Raw genomic sequence first — 26,164 nt, forward strand, 5'->3', positions numbered from 1 at the left:
CCACTCTCATAAAGTTTTACCATCTGTTGTTTAAATTCAGGTGTAAATGTTCTTCTTGTTCTTTTGGTCATTGTAGAACTCGCTCCTCTAATATATTAATTCTAGTCTACTTGACCTTAATTTTTCTGTCTAGCTAAGTGTAGCCGATCCACTTTTTTCCCATAGGAATTAATGAGTTTTGTATACGATTCCATTGTTTAATAGAGGACTCTGATTGTGACTGCTGTGCATGATATGCTTTCGAAGCAAGGTAATCTATCTGCTCTATAATTTTTTGACTATTTTTCTGTCCTAATTTATAAATACCTTCATTAATTTGCTGTAAATTTTCTACTACCGGGTTATACAAGTCGCTAAACTGTGCTTTAATGGAAGCGAACGTTTCTTGTAACTGTAACGTATCTTCTTTACGTAACCATGCCTCTTTTTTCTCATCAAAATGAAAAAACACATCTTCTACAGTAAGGTCATACTTGGTCATGTGCTTCTGAATCGCTTTTTCCACCATCGTATATTCTTGTCTTGGGATCAGAATAGGCAACTTCATTTGAAACTGCTGAAATACATCTTTTAGCATGCCCCAGTAAGCTAGTTCACTAGGTCCTAACACAGTTTTAAGCACTGGGAATACGTATTCTTGCATGATAGGCCGTGTGAAGACATTATTACTCAGCAGCCATGGTTCATGCGTCGCATATTTCTCTAACTGCGCTATGTCTAGATGCCATTGTTTCTTTTTATCAAAAATGTCTTTACCATCTCTAAACAATAATTTCCTTTTACCATCCTTTACGAAGAACATATTCATGCTTTGTTCTTGTACACTGGCTTCCGGCTGAAAGCCAGCTGCTTGTAACTGGTCATGAACTTGTGAAAGCAATGCATTCACTTCATTAGACTGTTGTATCATAGGGAGAAACATTTCTGTTTGTAGTGATCTCATTTGTTGATCTGCGGCATCGACTAACACTAGGCCATATTTTCCGAACAACCAACTCATGACACGAGCAAAAAAATCAGATAAGTTAGTAGATTGTTTAGAAAAAGTATAAAGTTTATCCAATATACTATCTTTAAAGTCTGTTTCTGGCAAAATATCCGCTAGATCTGTTATGACTTTATGCCACTCATTTTCATGAATGTCCACGTAGCTTATAGAACTGTGATTGTTTTCGTCTTCTTTAGCAATAGTTAGTTTACATGGTTGCTGACTTTTATCCATTACGTATGTATGATTCACTTCAGCCCAGTCGTGGTCTTCTCCTGCAATCCAGAACACTGGAATAACGGGTCTCTTTAATGTTTTTGCTGCTGCTCTTGCATGCTGAATAATGGTAATGGCCTTATGCATTACCATCATCGGTCCGGTAAATAATCCTGCTTGCTGACCACCAATGACAACAAGTGCATCATGTTGTTTTAATGCATGTATATGTTGTAGTGCTGCATCTTCGTTGTCTACAAATGTATTATAGGCAAGTAGTGCCTTCACCAGCATATCTCGATCTGCCTTTTTGTGATCGGCTTGATCAAGCCAATTTGCTCGTTCCTCTAGATGCGCTGCATCTTTTATATTATATTCATAGAACGATTCAACATTGGAAAAATTATGAATATAGGCTTCTGCCAGCTTATTTTTTGTAACGTTTATGGAATACTCAGTATTCATCTTTATCCCCTTTGTCTAAACACTTATAATCATAACTTTTTAAGAAGGTATATACATCGTAAAGTGTTCATTCATCTTTATCATAATTTTACATGGTTTTCAAACCGTTAGTCAAAGAGAAAAAATAAAATCGCCTCTCAAGGGCGATTTTATTTTAATCCATTTTATGTTATTCGGCATAGTGACAAGATGCCCAGTGACCTTCCTTCACTTCTACAAGTGGCGGTTTTTCTTCTGCGCACTTTTCCGTTGCCATCGGACAACGCGTACGGAAAGTACACCCACTAGGTGGATTAATAGGACTTGGCAAGTCACCACTTAACACGATGCGATCGCGATCTGCTTCTGCGTCTGGATCAGGTATTGGAATAGCTGACATCAACGCTTTCGTATAAGGATGAAGAGGATTTGCATACAATGCATCACTTGTCGTAATCTCTACGATTTCTCCTAAATACATAACCGCAACACGGTCACTAATCAATTTTACCATGGCTAAATCATGAGCAATAAATAAATACGTCAAGTCAAATTTGCGCTGCAAGTCTTTCAGCAAGTTAACGACTTGTGCCTGAATAGAAACGTCTAATGCTGAAATAGGTTCATCACAAACAATAAATTTAGGTTTAACTGCTAATGCTCTTGCAATACCTATCCTCTGCCGTTGACCTCCTGAAAACTCATGCGCGTAACGATTAGCATGTTCAGCGTTAAGCCCAACCAGCTCCAAAAGCTCTTCTACTCTCGCTTTGCGTTCTTTCTTATTGGCAGCAAGATTATGGATATCCAATGCCTCTCCAATAATGTCTAGCACGGTCATTCTTGGATTCAACGAAGCATAAGGATCTTGAAAAATCATTTGAATATCACGGCGTTTATCTTTCATTTGTTTCTTGGAAAGAGAGTAAATATCCGTATCATCAAATATCATTTCTCCACTAGTAGGTTCGTACAAACGCAACATCGTACGACCAACCGTAGACTTACCGCAACCAGATTCACCTACCATGCCAAGCGTTTCACCTTTGTTGATATGGAAACTGATATCGTTGACAGCTTTCAAATAGCTACCACCGCCAACATCAAAATGCATTTTTAAATTTTTAACGTCTACTAATGGTTTGCTCATTTTGATCTCACCTCTTGTGCTACAGGATCTAACAACCAACAACGTGCATATTGTGTGTCGCTAACATGATACTTATCTGCATCTTGTTTATTGCAAATATTCATCGCATAATCACATCGATCACAAAAAGCACAACCAGGTGGAGGGCTGAATAAATCAGGCGGAGTTCCGTAAATAGGTACTAACGGCTTATCTTTATCCTGATCTAAGCTAGGTACAGATTTTAGTAACCCTTTTGTATATGGGTGCTGTGGGTTTTTAAAAATTTCTTGAACCGTTCCTTCTTCCACTACTTTTCCAGCATACATCACGACAACACGATCACACACTTCGGCTACCACACCAAGATCATGTGTAATCATAATAATAGAAGTATTTAAGCGCTTTTGTAAATCTTTCATTACATTTAAAATCTGCGCTTGAATGGTTACGTCTAGTGCTGTAGTAGGCTCATCGGCGATGAGTAAAGATGGATCACAAGCAAGTGCAATGGCAATCATGGCACGTTGTCGCATCCCGCCAGAAAATTGATGTGGATACTGCTTTATTCGTTTTTCTGGGTTAGGCATACCGACTAAGTCCAACATTTCTACTGCACGTTTTGTCGCTTCTTTTCGACTTAGATTTTGATGTTTGATGAGCGGCTCCATAATTTGTGCACCGACCGTCATAGTAGGGTTAAGAGATGTCATTGGATCTTGAAATATCATGCCAATTTCTTTCCCTCTAACTTTTTGCATTTCTCTTTCCGTTTTCTTCAGTAAATCTTCACCATTAAACATAATAGAACCATTTTTAATTCGGGCAGGAGGCTGTGGAATAAGACGCATGATGGTTTGAGCCGTTACACTCTTTCCGCAACCTGATTCTCCTACAATGCCAATTGTTTCTCCTTTATTCACATGAAACTTTACACCACGAACAGCCTTTACTTCCCCTCCATGTACTTTAAAGGAAACTTCCAAATCATTTACTTCTAATAATTTTCCCATGCTATCCACCTCCTATTTTCTCATTTTTGGATCTAATGCGTCTCGAAGACCGTCTCCTAGAACATTACAAGCAAACATAATCAAACTAATAAACAAAGCTGGGAATAACATTCTCCATGGAAAATATCTCATCGCAGATAAACCATCATTTGCCATTGAACCTAAACTTGCAGCCGGAGGTTCAACACCAATTCCAAGAAAACTTAAAAATGCTTCTGCAAATATTGCAGATGGGATGGTAAGTGTTATCGTAACGATAATTGGTCCCATTGCGTTAGGAATTAAGTGCTTGAAAATCAAGCGTTTTGTATTAGCACCTAATGCACGTGCTGCAAGAACAAACTCTTGCTCTTTTAATTGTAAAATTTGACCGCGCACTATCCTAGCCATCGGAATCCATCCAGTAATAGATAATGCAATTATTATCCTGACTATACTATTTACGCTATCCCCCAGAACAACCATCAACAAAATAACAACAAGTAAATATGGAATAGAAGATAAAATATCTGCAAAGCGCATCATCACATTATCCGTTGTTCTACTGGAGAAAGCAGAGATACTACCATATATCACACCAATCGTTAAATCAATTAGTGCAGCAGATAATCCAATAAATAAGGAAATTCTCATACCATACCATATACGTTGATACATGTCCCTTCCTAAATCATCTGTACCAAATAAATGTTGAGATTCAAAAGACGGCGCTAAATTTTTATTTTCCAAGTCAGTAGTTCTATGATCATACGAACCATATAAAGGACCGAATATAGCAAGGAAAGTTAGCAGAGCAATAATGATCAATCCTGCCATTGCAAGTTTATTTTTTAGTAATCTTCGCCATGCATCTTTCCAGAAAGACACACTCGGTCTACTAATTACATCTAATTCTTTATTTTTAGTCAATGGCTGAAAGTCTGTAGCTTTATGTGGATTTTTTTGCATGGCTTACTCGCCTCCTTTACCTTTACCAGAAACTTTAATTCTTGGATCTATTACACCATATAATAAGTCAACGATGAGCACCATCACTAACAATATAATGGAATAGAATACGGTTGTACCCATAATAAGTGGGTAGTCCCTGTTATTAATACTTGTTACAAATTGCATCCCTAGTCCAGGAATACCAAAAATTTTCTCCACAACAAATCCACCTGTTACTACACCTGCAATTAAAGGCCCTAAATAAGTTATAACTGGTAGTAATGCATTTCGGAGTGCATGCTTAAATGTGGACACTAATCTGGACAAACCTTTTGCTTTCGCTGTTTTCATATAGTCTTGTTGTAATACTTCCAGCATGTTCGAACGAGTCAAACGAGCGATAACAGCAGTTGGTAAAGCAGCTAATGCAAATGCTGGTAAAATAGTTTGTTCAAATGAGTCTCCCCATCCTGCGGTTGGTAATATACCTAGTTTTAAAGAGAAATAATATTGGAACAATGCCGCCAACAAAAAGTTGGGTACTGACATGCCAATTACGGCTAAAATCATACTAATGTAGTCTGGTACTTTATTATGAAACATGGCTGCAATAACACCTAAAATTATTCCCATCCCAATAGCTAAAAACAAGGCCTCTAGTCCTAGTAAAGCTGATACGGGAAAACCATCATTAATAATATCATTTACAGTCTGAGCTTTATATTTCATGGACGGCCCAAAATCCCAAGTAGCTACTGACTTCAAATACTTTACATATTGAATAAATAGAGGTTCGTCCAATCCGTAATAGGCACGTAACTGCTGTTCAATTTCCTCAGAAACGGAACGTTCACTTGTTAGAGGATCACCTGGAATAGCTTTCATCATAAAAAAAGTAGCACTTACTATAATAAAAAGGGAGATGAAAATCATAACCACTCTTTGTAATATATATTTTGCCAAACGTTACACCCCCATTAATTACTAACACTTCAGATACAATTTTTGAGGTATATGGACCATTATCCATATACCTCAATGATTGAAAAGTATTTTATTTTTATAAATTCATTTTATTCATTTACTTTATATACATTTTTCAGCTTCAAACTACCTAAAGCAGATAAAGAAGCACCTTTAACAGTTGGCTGCTGCAACCAATTTTGAGTACTAAAGTAAATTGGAGCAATTGGCATTTCATCCATTAAAATTTGCTCTGCTTGCATTAAAAATTCATTGCGTTTTGCTTCATCTGGCTCTTCAGCAGCATTAGCTAAAGCAGTAGTATACTCTTCATTATACCAACGCGTATCATTATTACCACCTAGCTCTTTATATAGGTCTAGGAATGTAACAGGATCATTGAAGTCACCAATCCAACCCAATCGAGCTACTTGGAAATTACCATTATTAATGTCTTCAAGATATACTTTCCACTCTGTATTTTGCAAAGAAACATCAACACCTAGTGCTTGTTTCCATTGATCTTGAATTGCTTCAGCAATCTTTTTATGACCTTCACTTGTGTTATAGCTTAATGTAATTGGAGGTAATTCATCTGCAGTTATATTCATTTCTGCTAAAGCTTCATTAAATAATGTTTTTGCAGTTTCAATATCATTATCTTTAAAGTATCCTCCTGCTTTCAACTCCATTGTTTCAGGTAAAACACCCAATGCTGGAGTTTGTAAGCCTTGTGAAACATTATCTACGATCATCTGTCTGTTAATAGTGTATGCAAAAGCTTTTCTCATCTTAGCATTATCAAAAGGTGGCTGACTAGTATTAAACTTATACCAGTATATACCAACCTGTGGAATAGTATTTAGCACACCTTCATCTCTTTTAAAAGGAAGTACATCCGTTGGAATCGCACTATAAGGAGCACCTGCCCAGTCCAACTGTCCAGTTTCAAACATTGTTAACTCTGTGTTCTCGTCTGCAATCATAAGCATTTCAACCGTTTGAAGCTTAACAGAATCTGCATCCCAATAAGTATCATTTTTTTCTAAAATTATTTTATTTTGATGATCCCAACTAGCTACTTTAAATGGACCATTAGTTACGTAAAATTGACCTTCATCATCTGTCCAATTTGCCCATACGTCACCGTTTTCACTCACTGCCTTCTCATTGACTGGCAAGAAAGTATAGAATGCCGTTAATTCAAGGAAGTAAGCTGTTGGATTTTCTAATTTAACTTCAAGAGTACTTTCATCTATTACAGTAATACCGAGCTCATCTATACTCATTTCTCCCGCTTTAACAGCTTGAGCATTCAAAATAGGGTACAATTGACTCGCGTAGTCTGATGGGAAACTCGGATCTAACACTCTCTTCCAAGCGTAAGCAAAGTCATTTGCAGTCACTGGATCACCGTTTGTCCATGTTGCACCTTCACGAATAGTGAACGTATACGTTTTTTTGTCATCAGATATTTGAATATCAGATGCCATTGCATTTTGTGGCTCGCCATCTTTATCTAATACAGTTAGACCTTCCAATACGTTGGATATAACACTACCTGAAGAATTATCTGTAGCTAATGCAGGGTCTAATGTAGGTGGCTCTTCACCCAAATTAAGTCTTAGCGTTTGATCTTCCGCTAGGTCACTATCCATGTTTCCTTCATCTGTAGTCTCATCGTTGTTAGTTTCTTCTGTTCCATTTTCAGTTTCTGTTTGTTCATTTGTTGTCTCGTTCTCCTCTTCATCACCACCACAAGCAGCTAGAAAAGTTCCAAAAGCTAATACGAAGACTAAAAGCAATAAAGATGTCTTTCTGATCCCCTTTTTCATTCTATTTCCTCCCTTTAAACATTTGATTTTTGATCGTTGTCAATGAAAACGACCACAATTGAAAATTTACTCTTCATTTACTATATAATCATTAGTCCAAAAAAACAAGACAATTTTTTTAAACAGTGTCATATTTTCTCTCATTACACCGAGATGAATGTTTATACTGCTTTAATTTCTATTATAATTCCCGGTATTAGCAAAATAATGTAGGCTACAGTCAAAATAACAAAACTTAACCTCCAAACACTCTTTATTGCTTTTTTTATATTTATACTCTTTCTTACTTTTTTCTGTAGATATACTAACCCTGCACATGTGGTAATCAGGATAAAGAAAATAATATAAATACCCGCCGGAGTATCATAAACTTTGTTAATAAGTGCTGAAACAGATAAAATAAGGAAAGCTGTTGTGATGTCCATCGACAAAATGAAAGTTTTCTTAACATCTCTTTTCCACAAATACATTCCTCCCCAAATGAGGAAAAAGGTAATGAACGGTACTACTGAAAAAACTGCTGCTGCTTCTAATAAAGAATTCATGTAATCACCTTCATATTTTCATTTATGTGCTGCAAAATAAATAACAAAATATTTGCACTATTATTAATAAATACCATCATCCACTGATTTCTCATGTCATATATAAAAACATTTCAATTGGTTTTTATTTCAACGTAGGTAAATTACCTAAGATGTTCTGCTTCCAGTCCTTTAATCATACAATATAACATTTCATTCATCGGCACTTGTATCCCGTGGGATTTTGCTAATTTTATAATGACGCCTGTAATCCATTCCAACTCTGTCTGTCTTCCATTCAACATGTCCTGTAATGTTGAGGACTTATTTTCTCTAGTATTGCTGCATACAGTAATTAATTTTTTCCACATTTTATCTCTTTCCAAATCTGCATACTGATGCTGTGCAACAACCATCACCTCGTTGAACACACCTTTCATTAGTGTGTGAACATATGGATTGGTCAGTAGATCACCGTTTTTTATTTTCATCATACCAGTAAGTGGGTTAATGACAGCATTTATAATGAGTTTTTGCCAAGTTTCTTTCCTAATATTTTTCGACAGCGAAGAAGATATTCCTGCTGCTGAAAGTACGTCATTCATTTTATTTAGATATACATCATTCAAACTATTATTGATGTAGTGTCCTAATACCGTATTCCCATATCCAGTATGTATAACTTGATTTTTATTTTTCTTTAACACACCTTCTGTTGTTATGGCCGCATAAATGGAGTTTACGTCTATCTTTTCACTTAATAAATCTATATGTCCATAGCCATTCTGAAAGCACAACAATTTACTTTGTGATTGCATTAAATATTTTAACTGTTCTATGAATGTTGGGGTCATATGTTGCTGTTTTACAGCTAATAGAATCCAATCCACATTTAGTGAGGAGGCTTTACTTATAGGTAACGTGTTGATATGAAGATGCGTTTGTTGATTTCCATGTTGAAAAACAAGCTGATTATGTTGAATAGATGCAGCTTGTTCTTCTGTCCTTGTAATTAAAACAACATCCACTTCGTTTACATTTGATAGTTTTGCAGTTAAAAATAACCCGACCGCTCCACCACCAATAACTGCAATTTTCATTATTGCCACCTGCTTTTTATTTACTATATAAGTTAAATGGTTTTTTCATAAACTTGTATTAATCATTTCTTCATCTTATGTATGAAGTTATTTTCTTATCATTTTAATGGATTACCAGTGCATCTGCAATGCCACATTAACAAAAATGAACGTCTGTTTATTCTTCTATTAAAACACATACTTATTTTTCTTTCATAGGTTAATAACAACATAATAAAAAAGCTTCAAATATGAAGCTTTTTATGTGAATGCTATAAGATTATATCCAATTATTTTAAGGGTAATTGGATGGAGTACCATCACTGTTCTATGCGCTCCAAATTTCCGTTTGCGTCCATCTTAAATCTTTGTTTGTTATTATCTGTTTCTTCTGTAAGCACCGCCATTTTACGTGCACGGTCCATAATTTGAATTAACGCTTTGTAGTCGTCATTCACCACTCTGTAATCCGTTTGTACATTATCTACTTGTTGTTGCAAATATTCATTATGTTTTTTATATTCATCACGTTCTTTTTCTATCTGCATGATATCTTTCTCTAATTGTTTAACGATTCTAGCTTGGTCACTTTGCATCGTTTTCCACTGTTTGAGGAATCGTATAACTGCATCTACAGATATCATTTCCTCTGTTAAATGTTCTTCTTCTATCGCTACTGGATTTCTTTTTTGCGGCTGATTCATAGTCTCGAACATTACCGCTGGTTTTTGACTTGGTTTCTTTTTCTTTAATTTTGTTAGCTGCTGTCTTTGCGCTTTAGCAATTTGTATCGCCGTGTCATATGTTTTTCTTACGAAACTATTCCAACGGAAACCACAAGCGGCGGATGTCCTTCCTAGTCTTTCACCTACTTCTTCAAACGCCTTTAGTTGTGTTCCGCCTTCTCTAATATGTCTTAATGTTGTCTCAGCTAAAATTAAATCATCATCTGCAGTCCAGGCGTCTTGTCTCATTACTGCCATAAATTAAACCTCCTATTTCTTTAGTACATTATTCATTGCGCTAAACTCTTTATGTTATTTGTATGCCTATGATAGAATTCATAGAATATATTCTTCATACTATTTTTTATTTCCATATTGGGTATTAATCATACCTAAAAACTAAAATGTAATCATATAAAGATTCATAATGACAAAATTAGATAGCTTGCTTTATTTTTCGATTTCTATTCATTAGGATGAGGGTAAACTTGTATATCATTCTTGATCTTATATAGTTTTTTTAAAAAAGTTCATGTTTTCGTCAAGGTGTATCGTTTACAGGTAGATCATCGATATGTATAATGTAGGTAATACTGTATACATGCTAGAGAGGGGGCTTGCGGCATGGCACGTATGTTTAGAGTGCTTGGATTTTGGACCCTTGTCATTGGTTTAATGGCTTTGGCAGGACATATGACGGAGATGGCCTTGCTATTCTTTTTCCAAACAGCAGCGTTCGTTTTCTTAGGATATTTAAATTTATCTGAAAAAGCTTATGTTTTAATTTACTGGAGCTACTTGATCGTTGCATTTATGGGTTTTACGTATTGGACGTTCATTGGAATGGTATAGCTAAAAATAAAAACTCGACATCGTGTCGAGTCTTTTTATTTTTTATGTGTAATAAGTACCTTGAACAATTCACTCATTTGGTCACTCCACAATAATTGTCTGATGGCTCGATTTTGTTTGGATTGTTCGCTGAAAGGATCTCTAGCATCGTGATCTTGCAATAACTGCAGTACACCATTCTCTACAAGAAATTCTTTTTGCGTCATATAGTGCTGGTCTATAAAACCTGCTCGCTTTGCAGCATCCATACATTGTGAGAAATTCACATGTGAAGTCATATCTTGATCACCAACATGTTGATATGGTTCATCCAGTGCAATATGATCTTTATAGCAAAGTAAGGTACCCTGCATTCTATCCTCATTAATGATCTGCTCTTGCAAATCCCCATAATCAATAATGATTAACGAACCAGACTTCATTATCTTACCTATGTTTTCTATCCATGTTTCAGCAGCGAGATTGATTTCTATCTTTTGATTCTCCATAAGATGAATGTGCTCTATTTTTGACCGTAAAATCTCATTCTGTATTGGTCTGTATACTTCTACAAAACCAGCTTCATCTTCCCATGCAACATAAACTTCTACGTTTTCCCCTTGCTTTTTCTTTATCACATGAACAGGAAAGGCATCTAGCAATTCATTACATATCACAACACCTTCAATAGCTGGATGTTGTTCTAGAAACTCACTTTCGTCATATACATGGAAATTAGAAAAATCCTTGCACTGATCCCTTTGCAATCGTCGATGATATGGGCTACTTTCAATTGCGTGATACACTATGTTAAGACTACCTAATCTTGTTATAGCAGATAACGTATCGTATGCTAGTTTACCATTACCGCTTCCCCACTCTATAATATGAAGTGGTTTGGTGTTATTGGTGTGGCTGTAACTGATAAACATATTAGCTAGAACTTTGCCCATAACATCACCTATATTGGCACTTGTATAAAAATCGCCCGTTTTGCCAATTTTGATTTTATTTCTTCTATAGTATCCTAATTGTTCATGGTATAGGCACATATCCATATAATCCTTAAAAGAAATCGCCTTCCCATTACTTTGCTCTATTTTGTTTTTTATGACTTGCTGTAATTCTTTACTGTATTTAACATCCATCTTCATCGTCACCCTTTTCATGGACTAAGTTAATAAGTATAATAAACTTACTGTAAGATTCATGATTACATTTCAAATTCACTAAATAATGTTTCATGGTTTGTATTGAAATGTGCATGCAATCTTGTGTTTTACATTTTGAATTATATTTCCATACATACTTTATCATAATTAACATATATAAAGTGAAAGAAGTTGTTCATTTTATATACGAATAAGATGACATGATGATTATGCTGACTGTCATTTCTTTTACATGATGATGTAACGTGATGGATACAAAAGTGAGGAGACTACATATGACATTAACTAAAATCACAAAACTAATCATGTTAGCAACAATATCTTTTATTCTTTTCAGTGGTTGTGTAAGCGATGAGGAGAAAAAAGAAGAAATGAAACTACAGTTTCTAGAAGACTTACAACAACCTACTAGTTATGAAGTGTTTGGTGAGCTAACTTTACAAACGAATTTATCCACTCTTTTTGACGAAAGTAATCAACCTCTTACTTATCAAATGATGCAATTTGTTGAAAAAAGTACAACGAATTGGAATGGAACCGTCGATCTATCTGAAAATAGGCTAGATACTGATTTTACTATAGTCAATGCAGCGTCGAGTACTGAGCAACAGCGTGCTCATATTTTACTAGATGATAGAGCACTATATTTCCAACTTCCAATTCTAAATGAGGAACAAGAATATTTTTCAACCTATTTGAACGATGCCTCTCCTTTAAGGGAGCAACAAAAAATATCTACCTCGTTATTGTTATCATGGATAGAATCTAGTCCTAGCGAATGGTATACATTCACAGAAGTCAGCAATGAAGAGAGGACAACAACAAAAATGTTAATTGAAGTCAAAGATGAAAAGTGGGCACAGTTTATTGCAAGCTTTCAAGAACAAATTTCTACTTCAATGGAACAATTTAAAACAGATGAAGCTATTGCGGATCACCCTGCAGTGTCTTTGCTGGATCAAGCATGGATGACGGAGTTTAGTGAAAGTATGATCAACATCTCACTCCTTTCTCCACTTCAGATCACATTAGAATGGAATGAAGAAGGATACGTCATAAACGAAGAAGTCAGCCTTTCTTTTAATCATAACAATACAGAACAGCTTGTAAATTGGAAGCAAACATATTCCAACATAAATGAAATCAAGCTAACGGAAATAAAACAACCAGAACAAACCACGCCATGGGAAAAAATATTGTTGTTACTAAAATAGAAAAATGAAAAAAATGTATTCAACTTATATAGTAAGGGTGATGTTGGAGGTTAAAGTATGAAGCGGCATAATTTAAAACGACTCATCTTGCTTCTTATATTCCTAATCGTGTTTCCATCTGCACACAGTACTGCTGATCTTTTGGAACAAAGGAACATGGCATATACTGATCCTGTCCCTACAGATGAGTCTTACGAAAATCTATTTGAAGCAGGACTAAGTATATATGAAATGGAAAGAGAAATTACAAATTTAAGTGAAGAACAAACCATAGCAGAAAAAAATATTGTCACTATACAAGATAAAATGAATAAGCATGAAAAGGTACTAGATAAATTGCACATACAAGTGGGAGAGATTTTGAGGGCTTATTATATGGGTCATCGCCCTTCTCCCCTTGAACTTATTCTATCTTCAGGGTCCATAACGGAAGCTTTTCAAACCCTACTATTCACTTCACAAATCATACAACATGACGATAGTAAAATAAACAAGTTACAAACGGCTCAAACTGAACTTGAAGGAATGGAAGAGCAACTTATTACTACATATAACGAAATCACATTAAAAAAAGAACAACTCATCACTCAAAAACGAATAAAACAATCCCTTGAAGAACAATTTTCTTCTCAGGTCTCCGGATTAGAAGACAGTGAAGCTTTTCTAAAAGATATGGATACAGTCATTCATAACTGGGAAACCCAAGGACTACCTTTGTTTGGATTTTATTTCAAGCAACTCTCTATCGCAATGAATGATTTTAGCGAATTAATTTTTCAACATAAAGACAGTATAGAGACTGATGGGAATGAAATTACATTTACCATTTCTGAGGATCAGCTGCAACAATATTTTATTTCGAAAAATGAGATTTTCTCTAACTTACAATTCAGTTTTTCTGATAATAAGTTAATAGCTCAAGGAGAAGATCAAGGGGTAAAATTGTACTTAGAAGGGGAATTAGTCATTGTAGAAGAGCCTACTCATAAAGTCCAATTTCAGGCCATACAAATAAAATATAACGACTTCATTTTACCTGCTGTTACAGCTGAAAATTTCACTTCACAATATGACCTTAGTTTTTATCCTCAAGTTTTTGTTGAGAGTATTGTTGTCACGAACATCACAATGGAAAAAGGCTCATTCTCCATTACTGTGAATATGGATTGGAAGGATTTATTCTTTTAGATGGTTCCATCGGATATAGGTTATGCATGACACCCTCATATCTGATGGAACCATTTTATTTTAGAAAAACTTACATTTTGGAATATTTAAAATGATGTAGAATGTACTTCACGTAATAATCTAAATACTTCATTCCAAACTTCTTCACTTTCATCATTATTACGGTATGCTGTCTGCAATTGCATTTGTAGCTGGTATTTTTGACTTTCCAAATAGGGGTCTGACTGCAACATTACCATTTCTTCTATGCTCTCTATCAATACGTTTGCTTCATCAGGCAGCCACTTCATCACATAAGGTGTATAAGAAGTTGGGGGAAGTGTGAAATCAACATTTGATAAATCTCCGTTTGAGGTAGATGATGTGACATAGGATATCCATTCCATCGCTTCATCTTTATTTGACGAAGAAGAAGAAATGCTATAACTGGTTCCGTGCATAAACCCAGCTATTTCATTTTCCAACAATGTAAATACAGGAACAGGCTGCATCACCACATTTTCATCTCCTTGGCCGTATCTAATATAATCAGATAAAGGGACGAACTGCATCATATATGTACCATCTTTAATTTTTTGTAGTGGGACTTCGTCATCTTCTGATGAAGAGAAGACATCATTTACTGCCATATATTCCATATTGATGATGTTTTCTTGTTGCTCTCCTATGAGCTCAATAAATGGATTGAAATTTCCTTCTGTACTATCCATTAATGATAGAAATGTGATAAGTTCATAGGGAGATTGTATATTAACGTAAAGTCCACTTTTGTAAACTTCCTCTTCTCGCAGTGTGGTATACACTTTAACAAAGTCATCTGCATTTTTTATAGGAAGCGGTATGTCATACTCCAGAGACTTACTTTCGTTCAGTACAAGAACATAAGGATCCATATTTTTTGGCACTGCCCAAGTGTACCCATTCCATTGAATAGAAGGATATAAAGGCGAATATATGAGATCACTTAAAGAACCAAATGCGTTTGCATCCGCTAGTACACCAAGAGAAGCAAATTCACGTATCCAATCATTTTCTAGCAGTACAATATCTGAGGTGTCTTGAATCAGAAGGCTTTGTTTGATTTTTTCATATACATCAACTTGTTCAAGATTAATTAATTCAACACGTATATCGTTATTCGCAAGCATAAAATTGTCTGTTATGCTTTGTAATGCAGCAAACTCTTCTACTGAAAGAGACAATGTAACGGAAAGTTGTTTTACTTCATCCATTGTACTCACATTCATTGCATCATCTAAGTCTACTTCAAAAGTTCCTACAGGTATGGATTGTCCCTGCTCATCTTGATACACGATGAAAAATAAACAAAAAATTAAAATAACAAATAATATCCATCTTGAAAGTGAATTCATCTTCCACACCTCTTGTCTTTATGTTAGCAAAAAACGAACTCAATGTGAATGTATTTCCTTATCACCTATGGACATATATTCTCAATACAATATAGCGGAAGCTAAATAGCACATCATTTGCTATCCAGCCTCCTTTTTCAATCTTAATTCTGCTACGTTCTTGAAAGACTATAGTAAGTCTGTGGCCAGCTGTGCCAAATGAGATCTTTCTCCTCTCTTTAGCGTAACATGGCCGCTAACTTTCTCTTGCTTGAAACATTCTATTACATAAGTCAGTCCATTACTTTCAGCATCTAAATATGGATGATCGATCTGTTCAGGGTCACCCATCAACACGATTTTACTTCCTTCACCCACTCTTGAAACGATCGTCTTCACTTCATGTCTGGACAAATTTTGTGCTTCATCAATAATGATAAATTGTTCGGGAATCGATCTCCCTCGTATGTAAGTTAGGGCTTCTACTTGTATGCTGCCTAATCCAGCTAATATTTTATCAATATCACCTGGTTTTTTCGTATTAAACAAGTATTCTAAATTATCATATACAGGCTGCATCCATGGCCTTAATTTTTCTTCTTTTTCTCCTGGTAAATAACCAATATCTTTCCCTACAGGGACTACAGGGCGACCTATAAGCAGTTTTTTATATAATCTATCATCTTCCACTCTCATTAATCCTGCTGCAAGTGTAAGTAGTGTCTTTCCAGTTCCCGCTCTTCCCGTTAAGGTGACCAAAGGGATCGTATTGTCTAGCAACAATTCTAGTGCCATTCTCTGTTGTGCATTTCTAGCGGATATTCCCCACACTGGATCATTACTTAAATATAAAGGCTCAAGCATATCACCATTACTGTTTACTTTTAACAGAGCTGATTTACTTGATCCTCCTTCATCTTTTAGAATTACAAATTCATTGGGATACAGTTGAATTATATCTAAATTTAGCTGATTTACCTTTAAGCTACGAAAAGAATAATATTCATCGATAACAGAAGGATGAACAGTAAGTGTAGTATAACCTGAGAAAAATTGAGATCTTTCGGTAATATGGTCATTCATATAATCTTCTGCCGTAATACCAAGCACATCCGCTTTAATTCTTACAAGTGTATCCTTACTTACTAATGTAACGGGCTTAGGATTGTTTTTTTCAGATTGTTCATGGTGGTAATTCAAGGCAACAGCCAAAATGCGATTATCATTTGTCATTTCAGAAAAAGTGGTCTGTAATTTGCTGAAGCTACGATGGTTAAGCTCTACTTTCAGCATTCCCCCATTATCTAACAGTACTCCGTCATGAATTTTACCTTTTTTTCTTAGCTGGTCCAATAAGCGTGCCACGTATCTTGCATTCCTGCCAATTTCATCTACATTTCTTTTTTTTGAATCTACTTCTTCTAATACGATTGCAGGGATAATGACTTCATTGTTTTGAAAAGCATAAATAGCATTTGGATCATGAAGAAGAACGTTGGTATCCAATATCACTATTTTTGTATTTGTCAAATTAACACCCTCCTGAATTTGAAGCTTGGTTATTGGAAACATCATCTCGTGGTGTAAGAAGTAACTGATAAAAATAAGGAAATGCGTTATTGTACATTATGATTACAAACTTACTTGTATGCTTTTTGTTTATGAGTAAAGCCGATGTATCTTTTTTATACTATTGTCTTCCTCAAATATTAATAAAAAAACCCAATCCAATTGGATTAGGCTTTACTGTTCATTGTATTTGGGGTTGTCTTGAATGTCAGCTAACAGCTGCTCAGCCCTATCTTTATCTATATGTTCCTCTCTGAGCGTGCTGTCTTTTTCAAAACGAACTATATATTCGTCATCAAGCAAATGAACATCTAAATTTTTTACCACATGATCTTCAACTAAAATTTCTTCAAAAAATTGCAGTGTTTTCAACGCAGATACATCGTCTGGACGAGCTGCATACACAATCTTCATTTGTAACCAATTGTATATCGCTTGATTTAAATCCAACAGGAATCTATCCCTTCTTTACCTTGTTCTCTCTTCGCTCTTCTACAAAATATCTTATCCTAACTAAAAGCATGAGTCCTATGGCTACAAGTATACTATACACAATGGGGATGTTAGCATCATACTGAAAAACTAATAATAAGAACGAACCCATTGCTAATATGATGTATACGATCAAGCTTTTCAATATAGGAAGTTTACGTGTACGAAACACTTTGTTATATATATAGCTAACACCGATAAAAATAATGAGATAAATCACCCAGTTCCAAATTTGTAAACCAAATAATGAATCGGTGCCACTAAAAAAATCTACGAAATCAAACTTCGGTATTTCTACTGTTTCTGTATTGGCTGCTATGTGCATAAAGCTCCTCCCCCCAAATCTTCTCTCTACTAATTTTAACTGTTATCTCCCCTATTTGGAAGCACTTCTTTATGTTTATTATGTTTGTTATGTTTGTTTGAATTCTATTAGTATGGTTACGAATTTAAAGAGTCTCCTGTTAGAGAGACTCTTTGTTGAATGCCTATTTTTGATTAGCTAATTTCTTTTTCTTTTCTACCCGTTCTCTTTCACTTTTATTCAATACTTTCTTTCGTAATCGAATCGCTTCAGGAGTAATTTCACAATATTCATCGTCTTCGAGATACTCCAGCGCTTCTTCAAGTGACATGATTCTAGGTGTTTTTAATTTCACGGTATCATCTTTGTTAGCTGAGCGAACATTTGTTAAATGTTTCTCCTTACAAATGTTAACTACAATATCGTTTTCCCTATTGTGTTCCCCAACGATCATACCTTCATAAATTTCTGTTCCTGTTGTAACAAATAACGTTCCACGATCTTCTACAGAAAGCATACCATACATCGTAGCTGGACCACTTTCCATGGAAACAAGAACACCTTGTCTTCTACCGGTATGTCCTTCCGGTGAATATGGTGCATAGGAGTCAAACGCATGATTCATGACACCGTAACCTCTTGTCATCGTCATAAAGTCAGTTCGATACCCAATTAGTCCTCTAGCTGGTATTTTGAACTCTAGGCGAACTTGACCATTACCATTATTAATCATATTGACCATTTCCGCTTTTCTTTCTCCCAAACTCTCCATAACTGCGCCCATGGATTCCTCAGGAACATCAATCAACAAGTACTCTAATGGCTCCATCAACACACCGTCGATTTCTTTTATGATGACTTCTGGTCTGGACACTTGCAATTCATAGCCTTCTCTTCGCATGTTTTCGATCAAGATACCTAAATGCAGTTCTCCTCTTCCGGAAACGATAAATGCATCAGGACTTTCTGTTTCGATGACTTTCAAACTTACGTCCGTTTCCATTTCTTTAAACAGTCTTTCTTGTAACTTGCGAGATGTCACCCATTTCCCTTCACGGCCCGCAAAAGGACTGTTATTAACCACGAATGTCATCTGCATAGTAGGTTCATCTATAGTGAGAAGAGGTAATTGCTCTGGTTGCTCTGGATCGGCAATCGTCTCTCCAATGTTTATGTCTTTAATCCCAGCAATAGCGATAATATCTCCTGCTTGTGCTTCTTCTATTTCAATTCTGTTCAATCCTTTGAAACCAAACAGCTTCTCTACTCTCGCTTGCTTTTTCTTTCCTTCGTCATACATGACTGTGATGGATTGTCCTCTTTTCACGGAACCACGATTAATTCTTCCGATAGCAATACGGCCTAAATAATCATTGTAGTCCAATAGCGTGACTTGACATTGAAGAGGTTCATTCGGATTGTCTTTTGGAGCTGGAATAGAGTCAACAATCGTCTCATACAACGCCTTCATATTATCCGTCTCTTCATTAAGATCCTTCTTGGCAATACCTTGGATAGCCGAAGCAAATACGACAGGGAAATCTAATTGCTCGTCGGATGCGTCAAGCTCCATAAATAGTTCCAATACTTCATCAATCACTTCATCTGGTCTACCATTAGGTCTATCTATTTTGTTCACAACAACAACCGGAGTCAGTTGCTGTTCCAATGCTTTACGTAGCACAAACTTAGTCTGCGGCATACATCCTTCAAATGCATCCACTAGCAACAGTACACCATCGACCATTTTCATAATACGTTCTACTTCTCCACCAAAATCAGCATGACCAGGCGTATCCACGATGTTTATGAAATAATCTTGATATGAAATGGCCGTGTTTTTGGCTAATATCGTAATACCTCTTTCACGTTCCAAATCATTTGAATCCATTGCTCTTTCTTGCACCGTTTCATGCTCTTGAAAAATACCAGATTGTTGTAACAACTGGTCCACTAATGTTGTTTTACCATGATCGACATGGGCAATAATTGCCACGTTTCTAACTTTATCTCTTGAATACATTCAGTTTTGGTCCCTTCCACACAAAAATAAGCCCCGGTGTTATAGTTTGTCCGACGCTACATACAATATTAATATTATATGATTAACTTTCGAAAAGCACAATAACAATTACATAAATTATTGTTCCTTAACAAAAAACAAACATCGTTGCGTTTGTCGTTGAATTTTGTCATAATAGTGTAGTTCGCCTAATTCAGGACACTTCAGCACATATACAAATAACACATGCTGTGTTGAAATAGGCTTACGTTCTTTTTTACTGTATACCATATGTTCATTCGTGTATACATATAGTTGCTTCTTGTTTTCCCATACTATATAAATTGAATGAACTTGTTCATACAACTTATATAAAATAATATGCAGATTCAAAGGAGAGTGTGAGACATTGGACTTGATTTTTTCCAATGATTTTTTAATTGCTTTATTAGCGATCATCGCTATCGATCTTTTATTAGCTGGTGATAACGCTATCGTTATCGGACTAGCTGCAAAAAACTTACCAAAAGAGCAGCAGAAATCAGCGATATTTTGGGGTATGATCGGTGCGATTGTTATTCGAATTATCGCTACTGTTTTCGTAGTATACTTACTACAAATTCCTTACTTAATGCTTATTGGTGGACTAGTTCTTATTTATATTGCTATCAAGCTACTCACTGAAGATAATGAACAACATGATATCAAAGCAAGCAGCAGCTTATTCTCAGCTATTCGCACGATTATTGTTGCGGATGCAGCGATGGGATTAGACAATGTCATCGCTATCGGTGGTGCATCAGGTGGAAATATCACCTTAGTTGTAATAGGACTTCTCATTAGTATACCCGTAATTATTTGGGGTAGTACATTATTCCTTAAATTAATTGATCGTTACCCGATCATCATTTATATAGGTTCTGGTATTTTAGCTTTAACCGCAGCGAAAATGATTACAGAGGAAGAAAAATTAGCTGGTATTTTCAACGAAAGCTGGATAAAGTGGCTCGTGATCGGCATTTGTTTAGTTACTGTATTATTAACGGGCAAAATTGTGAATAGTAAAAAATCCTCTGTACCAACACAATCATAATATGAACAACAGCATGATATATTGAAAAAAAAGATCACTACGATGTGATCTCTTTTTTTATGAAGTTTTAAAATAAGTCCAATTCACTTGGCTGTTCTTCTTTGATGGAAATGACTTCGGTCTGTTCCACTGCTTTTTCAATTTCTTCGTCAAGCCACTTCATCCATGATTCTTGTTTCTCCACGACTTTCAAACTAGGATTTGTAGCTGGACTTTTTGGTAAAAATATAGTACAGCAATCTTCATAAGGTAAAATAGATGTCTCATACGTATCAATCTGTTTTGACATTGCAATAATTTCTGCTTTCTCCATCGTAATAAGTGGACGAAGTACAGGAATCGTATTTACTTTATTGATTACTGAAATACTGGACATCGTTTGACTAGCAACTTGACCGAGGTTTTCTCCTGTAATAATCGCCATCGCCTCGTTTTTATGTGCTAATTTTTCCGTTATTCTAAACATTGCTCTTCGCATAAAGGTAATCAGCAAGTTATCACTTCCACCTTGTGCAAGCTTCGTTTGAATGTCTGTAAAAGGAACAAGATGGAGACGAATTTCACGTGTATAACAAGTAAGTTTCCTAGTTAAGTCGATAACTTTTTGTTTTGCTCTTTCACTAGTATAAGGATAGCTATGAAAATGGACAGCCTCTATTCTTATTCCTCTTCTCATCGCTAAGTAACCTGCAACAGGACTATCAATACCACCTGACAACATGAGCATCGCCTTACCGCTACTTCCAACAGGCAATCCTTTGGCCCCTTGAATGATTTCAGAAAATATGAAGGTACCTTCTTTACGCACTTCGACCTTCAATTCTAAATCAGGTTCATGTACATCCACTTTTAAGTATTCTGTATGATGTAATATATAGCCACCAACCAAGTGGTTCATTTCTTGTGAACCGTGTGGAAATGGCTTATGCGCTCTTTTGGCCGTCACTTTGAACGTCTTCGGTTGATGTTTCAAATGCTGCATCACTTCTAACGCTTTTTGCTGTATTGCCTTCAACTCTGACTGAACAGCATAGACAGGACTAAAAGAAGAAATCCCTATCACTTTTTTCAAACGATCTGCAATATCTTCATACGGTTCTCCATGCAGCTCCACATAAACTCTGCCAAACGTTTTTGTTATTTTTGTTTTTGGGAAAGCCTCCATGACTCGACTAACTTCTGTTAACGCTCTATTTTCAAACTTGGAACGGTTTTTTCCTTTTAAAGTTAGCTCTCCCAAGCGTAATAATATTTGATCTGGTATCATGTCATTCACCCTCGAATTAAGTCTGTTTTGAATTGTATTATTGTTTCTTTGATGCACTGGCCTAACCTATCTATATCATGCTCGCTATGTTCATCACTAAGGCTGACTCGCAATGCACTTCTAGCCCGTACGGTATCTTGGTACATGGCTAAAATAACCCGACTTGGTTTACTTTCATGCGATGAACATGCTGATTTGGTAGAAATGTAAATGTGATGTTTTTCCAATGCATGCACAAAAACTTCTGCCTTTGTCACCGGTATAGAAAAATTAACAATATGTGGTGCCATTAACAACGCTTGTTCATGTGTATTCAGCATAACATCAGCACATGGTCCTAACCATTGGAGCAATCTTTCTCTTAGCTTTGTAATATGATCATATGCATTGGGTTGTCGTTCAAGTGAAATACGAAGTGCCTTCGTCATGGCCACTATTCCCGCTACATTTTCTGTACCAGAACGAAAACCGTGCTCTTGTCCACCTCCAACAAATAAAGGTGACAGCTGTACATTACTGCGCTTATATAGCAGGCCCACTCCTCTTGGACCGCCAAATTTGTGAGCAGAAAAGCTAACAGCATCCGCTTGCCACTTTTGAAGATCAACGTGCACCTTCCCAATACTTTGTACCGCATCAACATGAAATAAAACATGAGGAAACGATTGCAACAATTCTCCAATAGCCTCCACCATTTGGATACTTCCCATTTCATTATTGACATGCATGATGCTGACTAAAATGGTATCTGGTCTTAATGCTTCACTTAATTGTTGTAACGAAACTAAACCTCGCTCATCTACTGGTAAATAGGTGACTTCGAATCCTTGCGATTCAAGTTGCTTGAAACATTCATACACACTCGCATGTTCAATCATGGTTGTAATAAGATGTTTACCACGATGTTGGTACTCATATGCGATTCCTTTAATCGCTAAATTATTACTTTCTGTTCCTCCAGAAGTAAACACTACCTCTTTTGTATTTATATTTAATAAACGAGAAGTAACCTCTCTTGCTTTGTTCAGCAATTTTTCAGATTCTACTCCCAAATGATGTATGGAAGAAGGATTACCGAAATATTTTCCCATAATCTCCTTATACACTTCAGCAACTTCGTTATATGGAGGAGTAGATGCACTATGGTCGAAGTAGTACATACTGTATGCCCACCTTTCCCCTGCTCATGAATGTATGCATGATGTAATGAACACATCAACATCTTCAGCCTATATTTTTATTGTTTCCAACATATCATTTTACACCTCTCCATTATGTAGCGCAATTGTCAATTGTCATTTATATTATCCATGCACGTTACCTATCCCTTATCCATAACTTAATTGCAGAGAGGTGAGCTTTAGTGGTAATGTATACAATTATAATTTCACTTTTTTTCGCTGCAAATATAGGAGCAAGTGGTACAGCCGCATCCATGGGAGCAGCTTATGGATCAGGTGCAGTGAAAAGTAAATACTTAGCAGTTTCTCTAGCAGCAATATTTGCTTTTCTTGGAGCAAATATAGGTAGTTTTGAGGTAGTCAAAACGATCAGTGAAGGAATTGTGCCAGAATCCATTATTAATTTACCTCTTACTGCTATCATTCTTACGTCAGCCTGTTTGACACTTTTCATCGCAAATGTAGTGGGCATTCCTTTGTCTACTAGCGAAGTAACAGTTGGCAGTATTGTTGGGGTTGGCATCGTATATGGTGTCATTCATTGGTATATGTTATTTATTATTATAATGACGTGGATGATCATTCCTGTTTTAGCTCTTGTTTTATCTTATACATTAAACCACTATACCACGGCACATGAAAAAAAATGGCTGATTAAACATCCAACCACAATGAAAAAGTTTCTTATTGTGTTAGTTATTTTTTCAGGTTGTTATGAAGCATTTTCGGCTGGAATGAACAATGTAGCAAACGCAATTGGTCCCTTGATGAATTTAGATATGATGAATGTGACTACGGCTGTTTTTTGGGGTTCTATTTTCATGGCACTAGGCGCATTGACGATGGGCTTTCGAGTATTAGAAACGACAGGAAAAAAAATAACTTCATTATCTTTACTACAAGGCAGTATCGTATCCATCACTAGTGGCACACTTATTTTAACTGCGTCTATATTTGGTATCCCTGTACCTTTAACACAAACAACGACGCTGGGCATTATAGGTATTCAAAGCAAAAAAATTGGACTGGAAATTCGACATCAACCTGTCATTCGAAAAATTATAAAAGTATGGATTTTATCTCCTCTATATAGTTTACTTTTATCGTATTGCTTGATCCAAATATTTGTATTAAAGCAAAATACTGAATGGATTTTATGTATGGTGATCCTATGGATGATATGGTATTACAAAAAAATAAACCGCCCTTGAAAGGACGGCAAATGTTAACCCTTTAATACTTGTATTACTTTTCTTTTACTTGAATGAAACTTGACTGCTTGATAACAAGTTAAATAAAAAGCGGTAATAAAATAAAATAAGCTACAAATGAAGTCAACCCTAGCACGATAGACCATATACCTAAGGTAACATTGCCTTGTGTATAAGTGATTAGACCTACCACAGCTCCAGCTGGTCCTAAAACAGCTGGAAACATAAAGAAGGAGGAGATTGACAATATAATCGCAATTAGCCCGATCATATTGGAGCTTTCTTGCCCCTGCTCTCTGGCGATGTTGTCGCTCGGATTTGTTGGTACAACATCTGTTGGTATCACTTCTGCAGAGAACTCCTCATTTTCTTCAAATAAATCTCGGTGCAAAGGATTAAAATCATCTAACTTATTTTCTTCATCTTTTCTCTGCTCTTTGTCCATCTTCAACCTCCTGTTGCCTATACACGTAGTTCTAGCTTAACTTGTTTTCTTTGGTTTAAATGTATGGCAGCAGGTGTTCGATTCATTTTTAGCAGTATCTTTATGGTTATCACTAAAGTTTTCTCCAGCAAACTCTTGATCATAAGAAGCATTAGCATGTTCATCGATGTCGATCATAATTGTATCTGCACCACAAAGATTTCCTACTTGATGGTATACGCAATTGGAAACTGCACATTTCACTGATGGCATAGTGTCACCCCCTGTTAACAATATCCCCTCCTTTTCCGTTTATATACGTTTGTAAAGCAACACAAAAAAGCTGTTGCAAAGAACAGCTGTGGTCATTTTGTATACAGAACTTCTATGTTTAATACTATTGGTTATACACTTTCACCTTGGAGTCTTTTTTGTGTCACATAATCATTTTCATAATATGCCAGCGACTCACGCATGTTTTCAAATATGCTTGATAACTTTAGTGTTAACTCTTTTGCATCTTTATCTGGTTTTTTTCGAAAACAAATTGCATCTTGCCCAGTATATGCATATCTTCCATCTTCGGCGTAACTTTCATGTTTGGGATAGAAGAAGTTGTTCACACAACGATGATATACATTATATAATATTTTTTCTGAACGTTTTAAGTTAAATTCTGGTCTTCTTAATGCAATGCCTAACTTCTCATATTCCACTTCGGAAAATACAAGTAAATGACGCAAATCAGATAAATATCCACTGTAAAATTGCTCTAATTCTGTTTCCCCATTCTTTTCTAAATCTTTCAATGAATGATGATTTAAAAATGTTTCAGTATAAGAAATAACTTGTTTTAAACTTTCTTTTGTCTCTTTACATAACTGTTTGACTTGACTCTCTACCATGTTCTGATTTGACCTCCTTAAATAAACAACGCCCCACATCGTAGTTCGTTTCCACACCATACAGAGTGGATTAAATTACAAGTCCATGTTATCACAAAACGATGCAAAAAAGG

At 35.8% G+C, this 26,164-nt stretch carries 25 protein-coding genes; 5 read left to right on the forward strand and 20 right to left on the reverse strand.

Going from position 1 to position 26,164, the window contains the following annotated elements; genetic code table 11:
- Positions 1-133 precede the first annotated feature (133 nt).
- From bshC to D1Z92_RS12520, 9 genes are all read right to left on the reverse strand, one after another.
- A complete protein-coding gene (bshC, locus tag D1Z92_RS12480) occupies positions 134-1,669 on the reverse strand; it encodes a bacillithiol biosynthesis cysteine-adding enzyme BshC (protein WP_128896012.1) in 1,536 nt (511 codons plus the stop codon).
- Positions 1,670-1,838: 169 nt separating this feature from the next.
- The gene (locus D1Z92_RS12485; protein ID WP_128896013.1) at positions 1,839-2,798 is read right to left on the reverse strand and encodes an ABC transporter ATP-binding protein; all 960 of its coding nucleotides are present in this window, start codon (positions 2,796-2,798) and stop codon (positions 1,839-1,841) included.
- Positions 2,795-3,790: an ABC transporter ATP-binding protein gene (locus D1Z92_RS12490; RefSeq protein ID WP_128896014.1), complete on the reverse strand. Its 996-nt coding sequence runs from the start codon at positions 3,788-3,790 to the stop codon at positions 2,795-2,797. Before D1Z92_RS12490 ends, D1Z92_RS12485 begins: the two co-directional genes overlap by 4 nt.
- 12 nt (positions 3,791-3,802) lie before the next feature.
- Entirely contained in the window at positions 3,803-4,738 is a 936-nt protein-coding gene (locus D1Z92_RS12495; RefSeq protein WP_128896015.1) for an ABC transporter permease, read from the reverse strand.
- Between the two features lie 3 nt (positions 4,739-4,741).
- Entirely contained in the window at positions 4,742-5,683 is a 942-nt protein-coding gene (locus D1Z92_RS12500; protein ID WP_128896016.1) for an ABC transporter permease, read from the reverse strand.
- Positions 5,684-5,793: 110 nt separating this feature from the next.
- On the reverse strand, positions 5,794-7,518 hold the full coding sequence (locus D1Z92_RS12505) for a peptide ABC transporter substrate-binding protein (RefSeq protein WP_240666722.1): 1,725 nt from the start codon (positions 7,516-7,518) through the stop codon (positions 5,794-5,796).
- 161 nt (positions 7,519-7,679) lie between these two features.
- Positions 7,680-8,063 (reverse strand): DUF3397 domain-containing protein, encoded by a 384-nt coding sequence (locus tag D1Z92_RS12510; RefSeq protein ID WP_128896017.1) that lies wholly within the window; start codon positions 8,061-8,063, stop codon positions 7,680-7,682.
- A 143-nt stretch (positions 8,064-8,206) separates the two neighbouring features.
- Complete coding sequence (locus D1Z92_RS12515) at positions 8,207-9,142, reverse strand: 2-dehydropantoate 2-reductase (RefSeq protein ID WP_128896018.1); 936 nt, start codon at positions 9,140-9,142, stop codon at positions 8,207-8,209.
- Positions 9,143-9,441: 299 nt separating this feature from the next.
- Complete coding sequence (locus D1Z92_RS12520) at positions 9,442-10,104, reverse strand: RsfA family transcriptional regulator (RefSeq protein WP_128896019.1); 663 nt, start codon at positions 10,102-10,104, stop codon at positions 9,442-9,444.
- A gap of 366 nt (positions 10,105-10,470) precedes the next feature.
- On the opposite strand from D1Z92_RS12520, the gene D1Z92_RS12525 reads away from it, so the two are divergent.
- Positions 10,471-10,698, forward strand: coding sequence for a DUF2626 domain-containing protein (locus D1Z92_RS12525; protein WP_128896020.1), 228 nt, complete (start codon positions 10,471-10,473; stop codon positions 10,696-10,698).
- Positions 10,699-10,733: 35 nt separating this feature from the next.
- Here D1Z92_RS12525 and D1Z92_RS12530 read toward each other — a convergent pair whose 3' ends face one another.
- Positions 10,734-11,825: a class I SAM-dependent methyltransferase gene (locus tag D1Z92_RS12530; protein WP_164931610.1), complete on the reverse strand. Its 1,092-nt coding sequence runs from the start codon at positions 11,823-11,825 to the stop codon at positions 10,734-10,736.
- A 299-nt stretch (positions 11,826-12,124) separates the two neighbouring features.
- Here D1Z92_RS12530 and D1Z92_RS12535 point away from each other — a divergent pair, with 299 nt between their 5' ends.
- Both D1Z92_RS12535 and D1Z92_RS12540 read left to right on the forward strand, forming a co-directional pair.
- Positions 12,125-13,063 carry a hypothetical protein gene (locus D1Z92_RS12535; RefSeq protein ID WP_128896022.1) on the forward strand — a complete coding sequence of 313 codons (939 nt, stop codon included), beginning with the start codon at positions 12,125-12,127 and terminating at the stop codon, positions 13,061-13,063.
- A gap of 57 nt (positions 13,064-13,120) precedes the next feature.
- Entirely contained in the window at positions 13,121-14,251 is a 1,131-nt protein-coding gene (locus D1Z92_RS12540; protein WP_128896023.1) for a coiled-coil domain-containing protein, read from the forward strand.
- An 86-nt stretch (positions 14,252-14,337) separates the two neighbouring features.
- Here the strand turns inward: D1Z92_RS12540 and D1Z92_RS12545 are convergent, their stop codons facing one another.
- The 5 genes from D1Z92_RS12545 to typA all read right to left on the reverse strand — a co-directional run bounded on the left by D1Z92_RS12545 (position 14,338) and on the right by typA (position 19,991).
- Complete coding sequence (locus D1Z92_RS12545; protein WP_128896024.1) at positions 14,338-15,624, reverse strand: ABC transporter substrate-binding protein; 1,287 nt, start codon at positions 15,622-15,624, stop codon at positions 14,338-14,340.
- 168 nt (positions 15,625-15,792) lie between these two features.
- A complete protein-coding gene (locus D1Z92_RS12550) occupies positions 15,793-17,133 on the reverse strand; it encodes a PhoH family protein (protein WP_370741289.1) in 1,341 nt (446 codons plus the stop codon).
- A gap of 213 nt (positions 17,134-17,346) precedes the next feature.
- Complete coding sequence (locus D1Z92_RS12555; RefSeq protein WP_128896026.1) at positions 17,347-17,622, reverse strand: hypothetical protein; 276 nt, start codon at positions 17,620-17,622, stop codon at positions 17,347-17,349.
- A 7-nt stretch (positions 17,623-17,629) separates the two neighbouring features.
- A complete protein-coding gene (locus D1Z92_RS12560) occupies positions 17,630-17,989 on the reverse strand; it encodes a YlaH-like family protein (RefSeq protein ID WP_128896027.1) in 360 nt (119 codons plus the stop codon).
- A gap of 163 nt (positions 17,990-18,152) precedes the next feature.
- Positions 18,153-19,991, reverse strand: a complete 1,839-nt coding sequence (gene typA / locus D1Z92_RS12565) for a translational GTPase TypA (protein WP_128896028.1) — start codon at positions 19,989-19,991, stop codon at positions 18,153-18,155.
- 388 nt (positions 19,992-20,379) lie between these two features.
- Between typA and D1Z92_RS12570 the strand changes: the two genes are divergently transcribed.
- Positions 20,380-21,063, forward strand: coding sequence for a TerC family protein (locus tag D1Z92_RS12570; protein WP_128896029.1), 684 nt, complete (start codon positions 20,380-20,382; stop codon positions 21,061-21,063).
- 67 nt (positions 21,064-21,130) lie between these two features.
- On the opposite strand, the gene thiI is transcribed toward D1Z92_RS12570, so the two are convergent.
- Positions 21,131-22,330, reverse strand: a complete 1,200-nt coding sequence (gene thiI, locus D1Z92_RS12575; RefSeq protein ID WP_128896030.1) for a tRNA uracil 4-sulfurtransferase ThiI — start codon at positions 22,328-22,330, stop codon at positions 21,131-21,133.
- Positions 22,331-22,335: 5 nt separating this feature from the next.
- Complete coding sequence (locus D1Z92_RS12580) at positions 22,336-23,490, reverse strand: cysteine desulfurase family protein (RefSeq protein ID WP_128896031.1); 1,155 nt, start codon at positions 23,488-23,490, stop codon at positions 22,336-22,338.
- A 209-nt stretch (positions 23,491-23,699) separates the two neighbouring features.
- Here D1Z92_RS12580 and cysP point away from each other — a divergent pair, with 209 nt between their 5' ends.
- Entirely contained in the window at positions 23,700-24,722 is a 1,023-nt protein-coding gene (gene cysP, locus D1Z92_RS12585) for a sulfate permease (RefSeq protein ID WP_128896032.1), read from the forward strand.
- Positions 24,723-24,801: 79 nt separating this feature from the next.
- Here the strand turns inward: cysP and D1Z92_RS12590 are convergent, their stop codons facing one another.
- From D1Z92_RS12590 to D1Z92_RS12600, 3 genes are all read right to left on the reverse strand, one after another.
- The gene (locus D1Z92_RS12590; protein WP_128896033.1) at positions 24,802-25,167 is read right to left on the reverse strand and encodes a hypothetical protein; all 366 of its coding nucleotides are present in this window, start codon (positions 25,165-25,167) and stop codon (positions 24,802-24,804) included.
- Between the two features lie 36 nt (positions 25,168-25,203).
- A complete protein-coding gene (locus D1Z92_RS12595) occupies positions 25,204-25,419 on the reverse strand; it encodes a DUF1540 domain-containing protein (RefSeq protein WP_128896034.1) in 216 nt (71 codons plus the stop codon).
- 131 nt (positions 25,420-25,550) lie between these two features.
- A complete protein-coding gene (locus D1Z92_RS12600) occupies positions 25,551-26,051 on the reverse strand; it encodes a DUF3907 family protein (RefSeq protein ID WP_128896035.1) in 501 nt (166 codons plus the stop codon).
- Positions 26,052-26,164: the final 113 nt, after the last annotated feature.

The sequence above is a fragment of the Longirhabdus pacifica genome (assembly GCF_004115085.1).
GTDB lineage: Bacteria > Bacillota > Bacilli > Paenibacillales > DSM-105158 > Longirhabdus > Longirhabdus pacifica.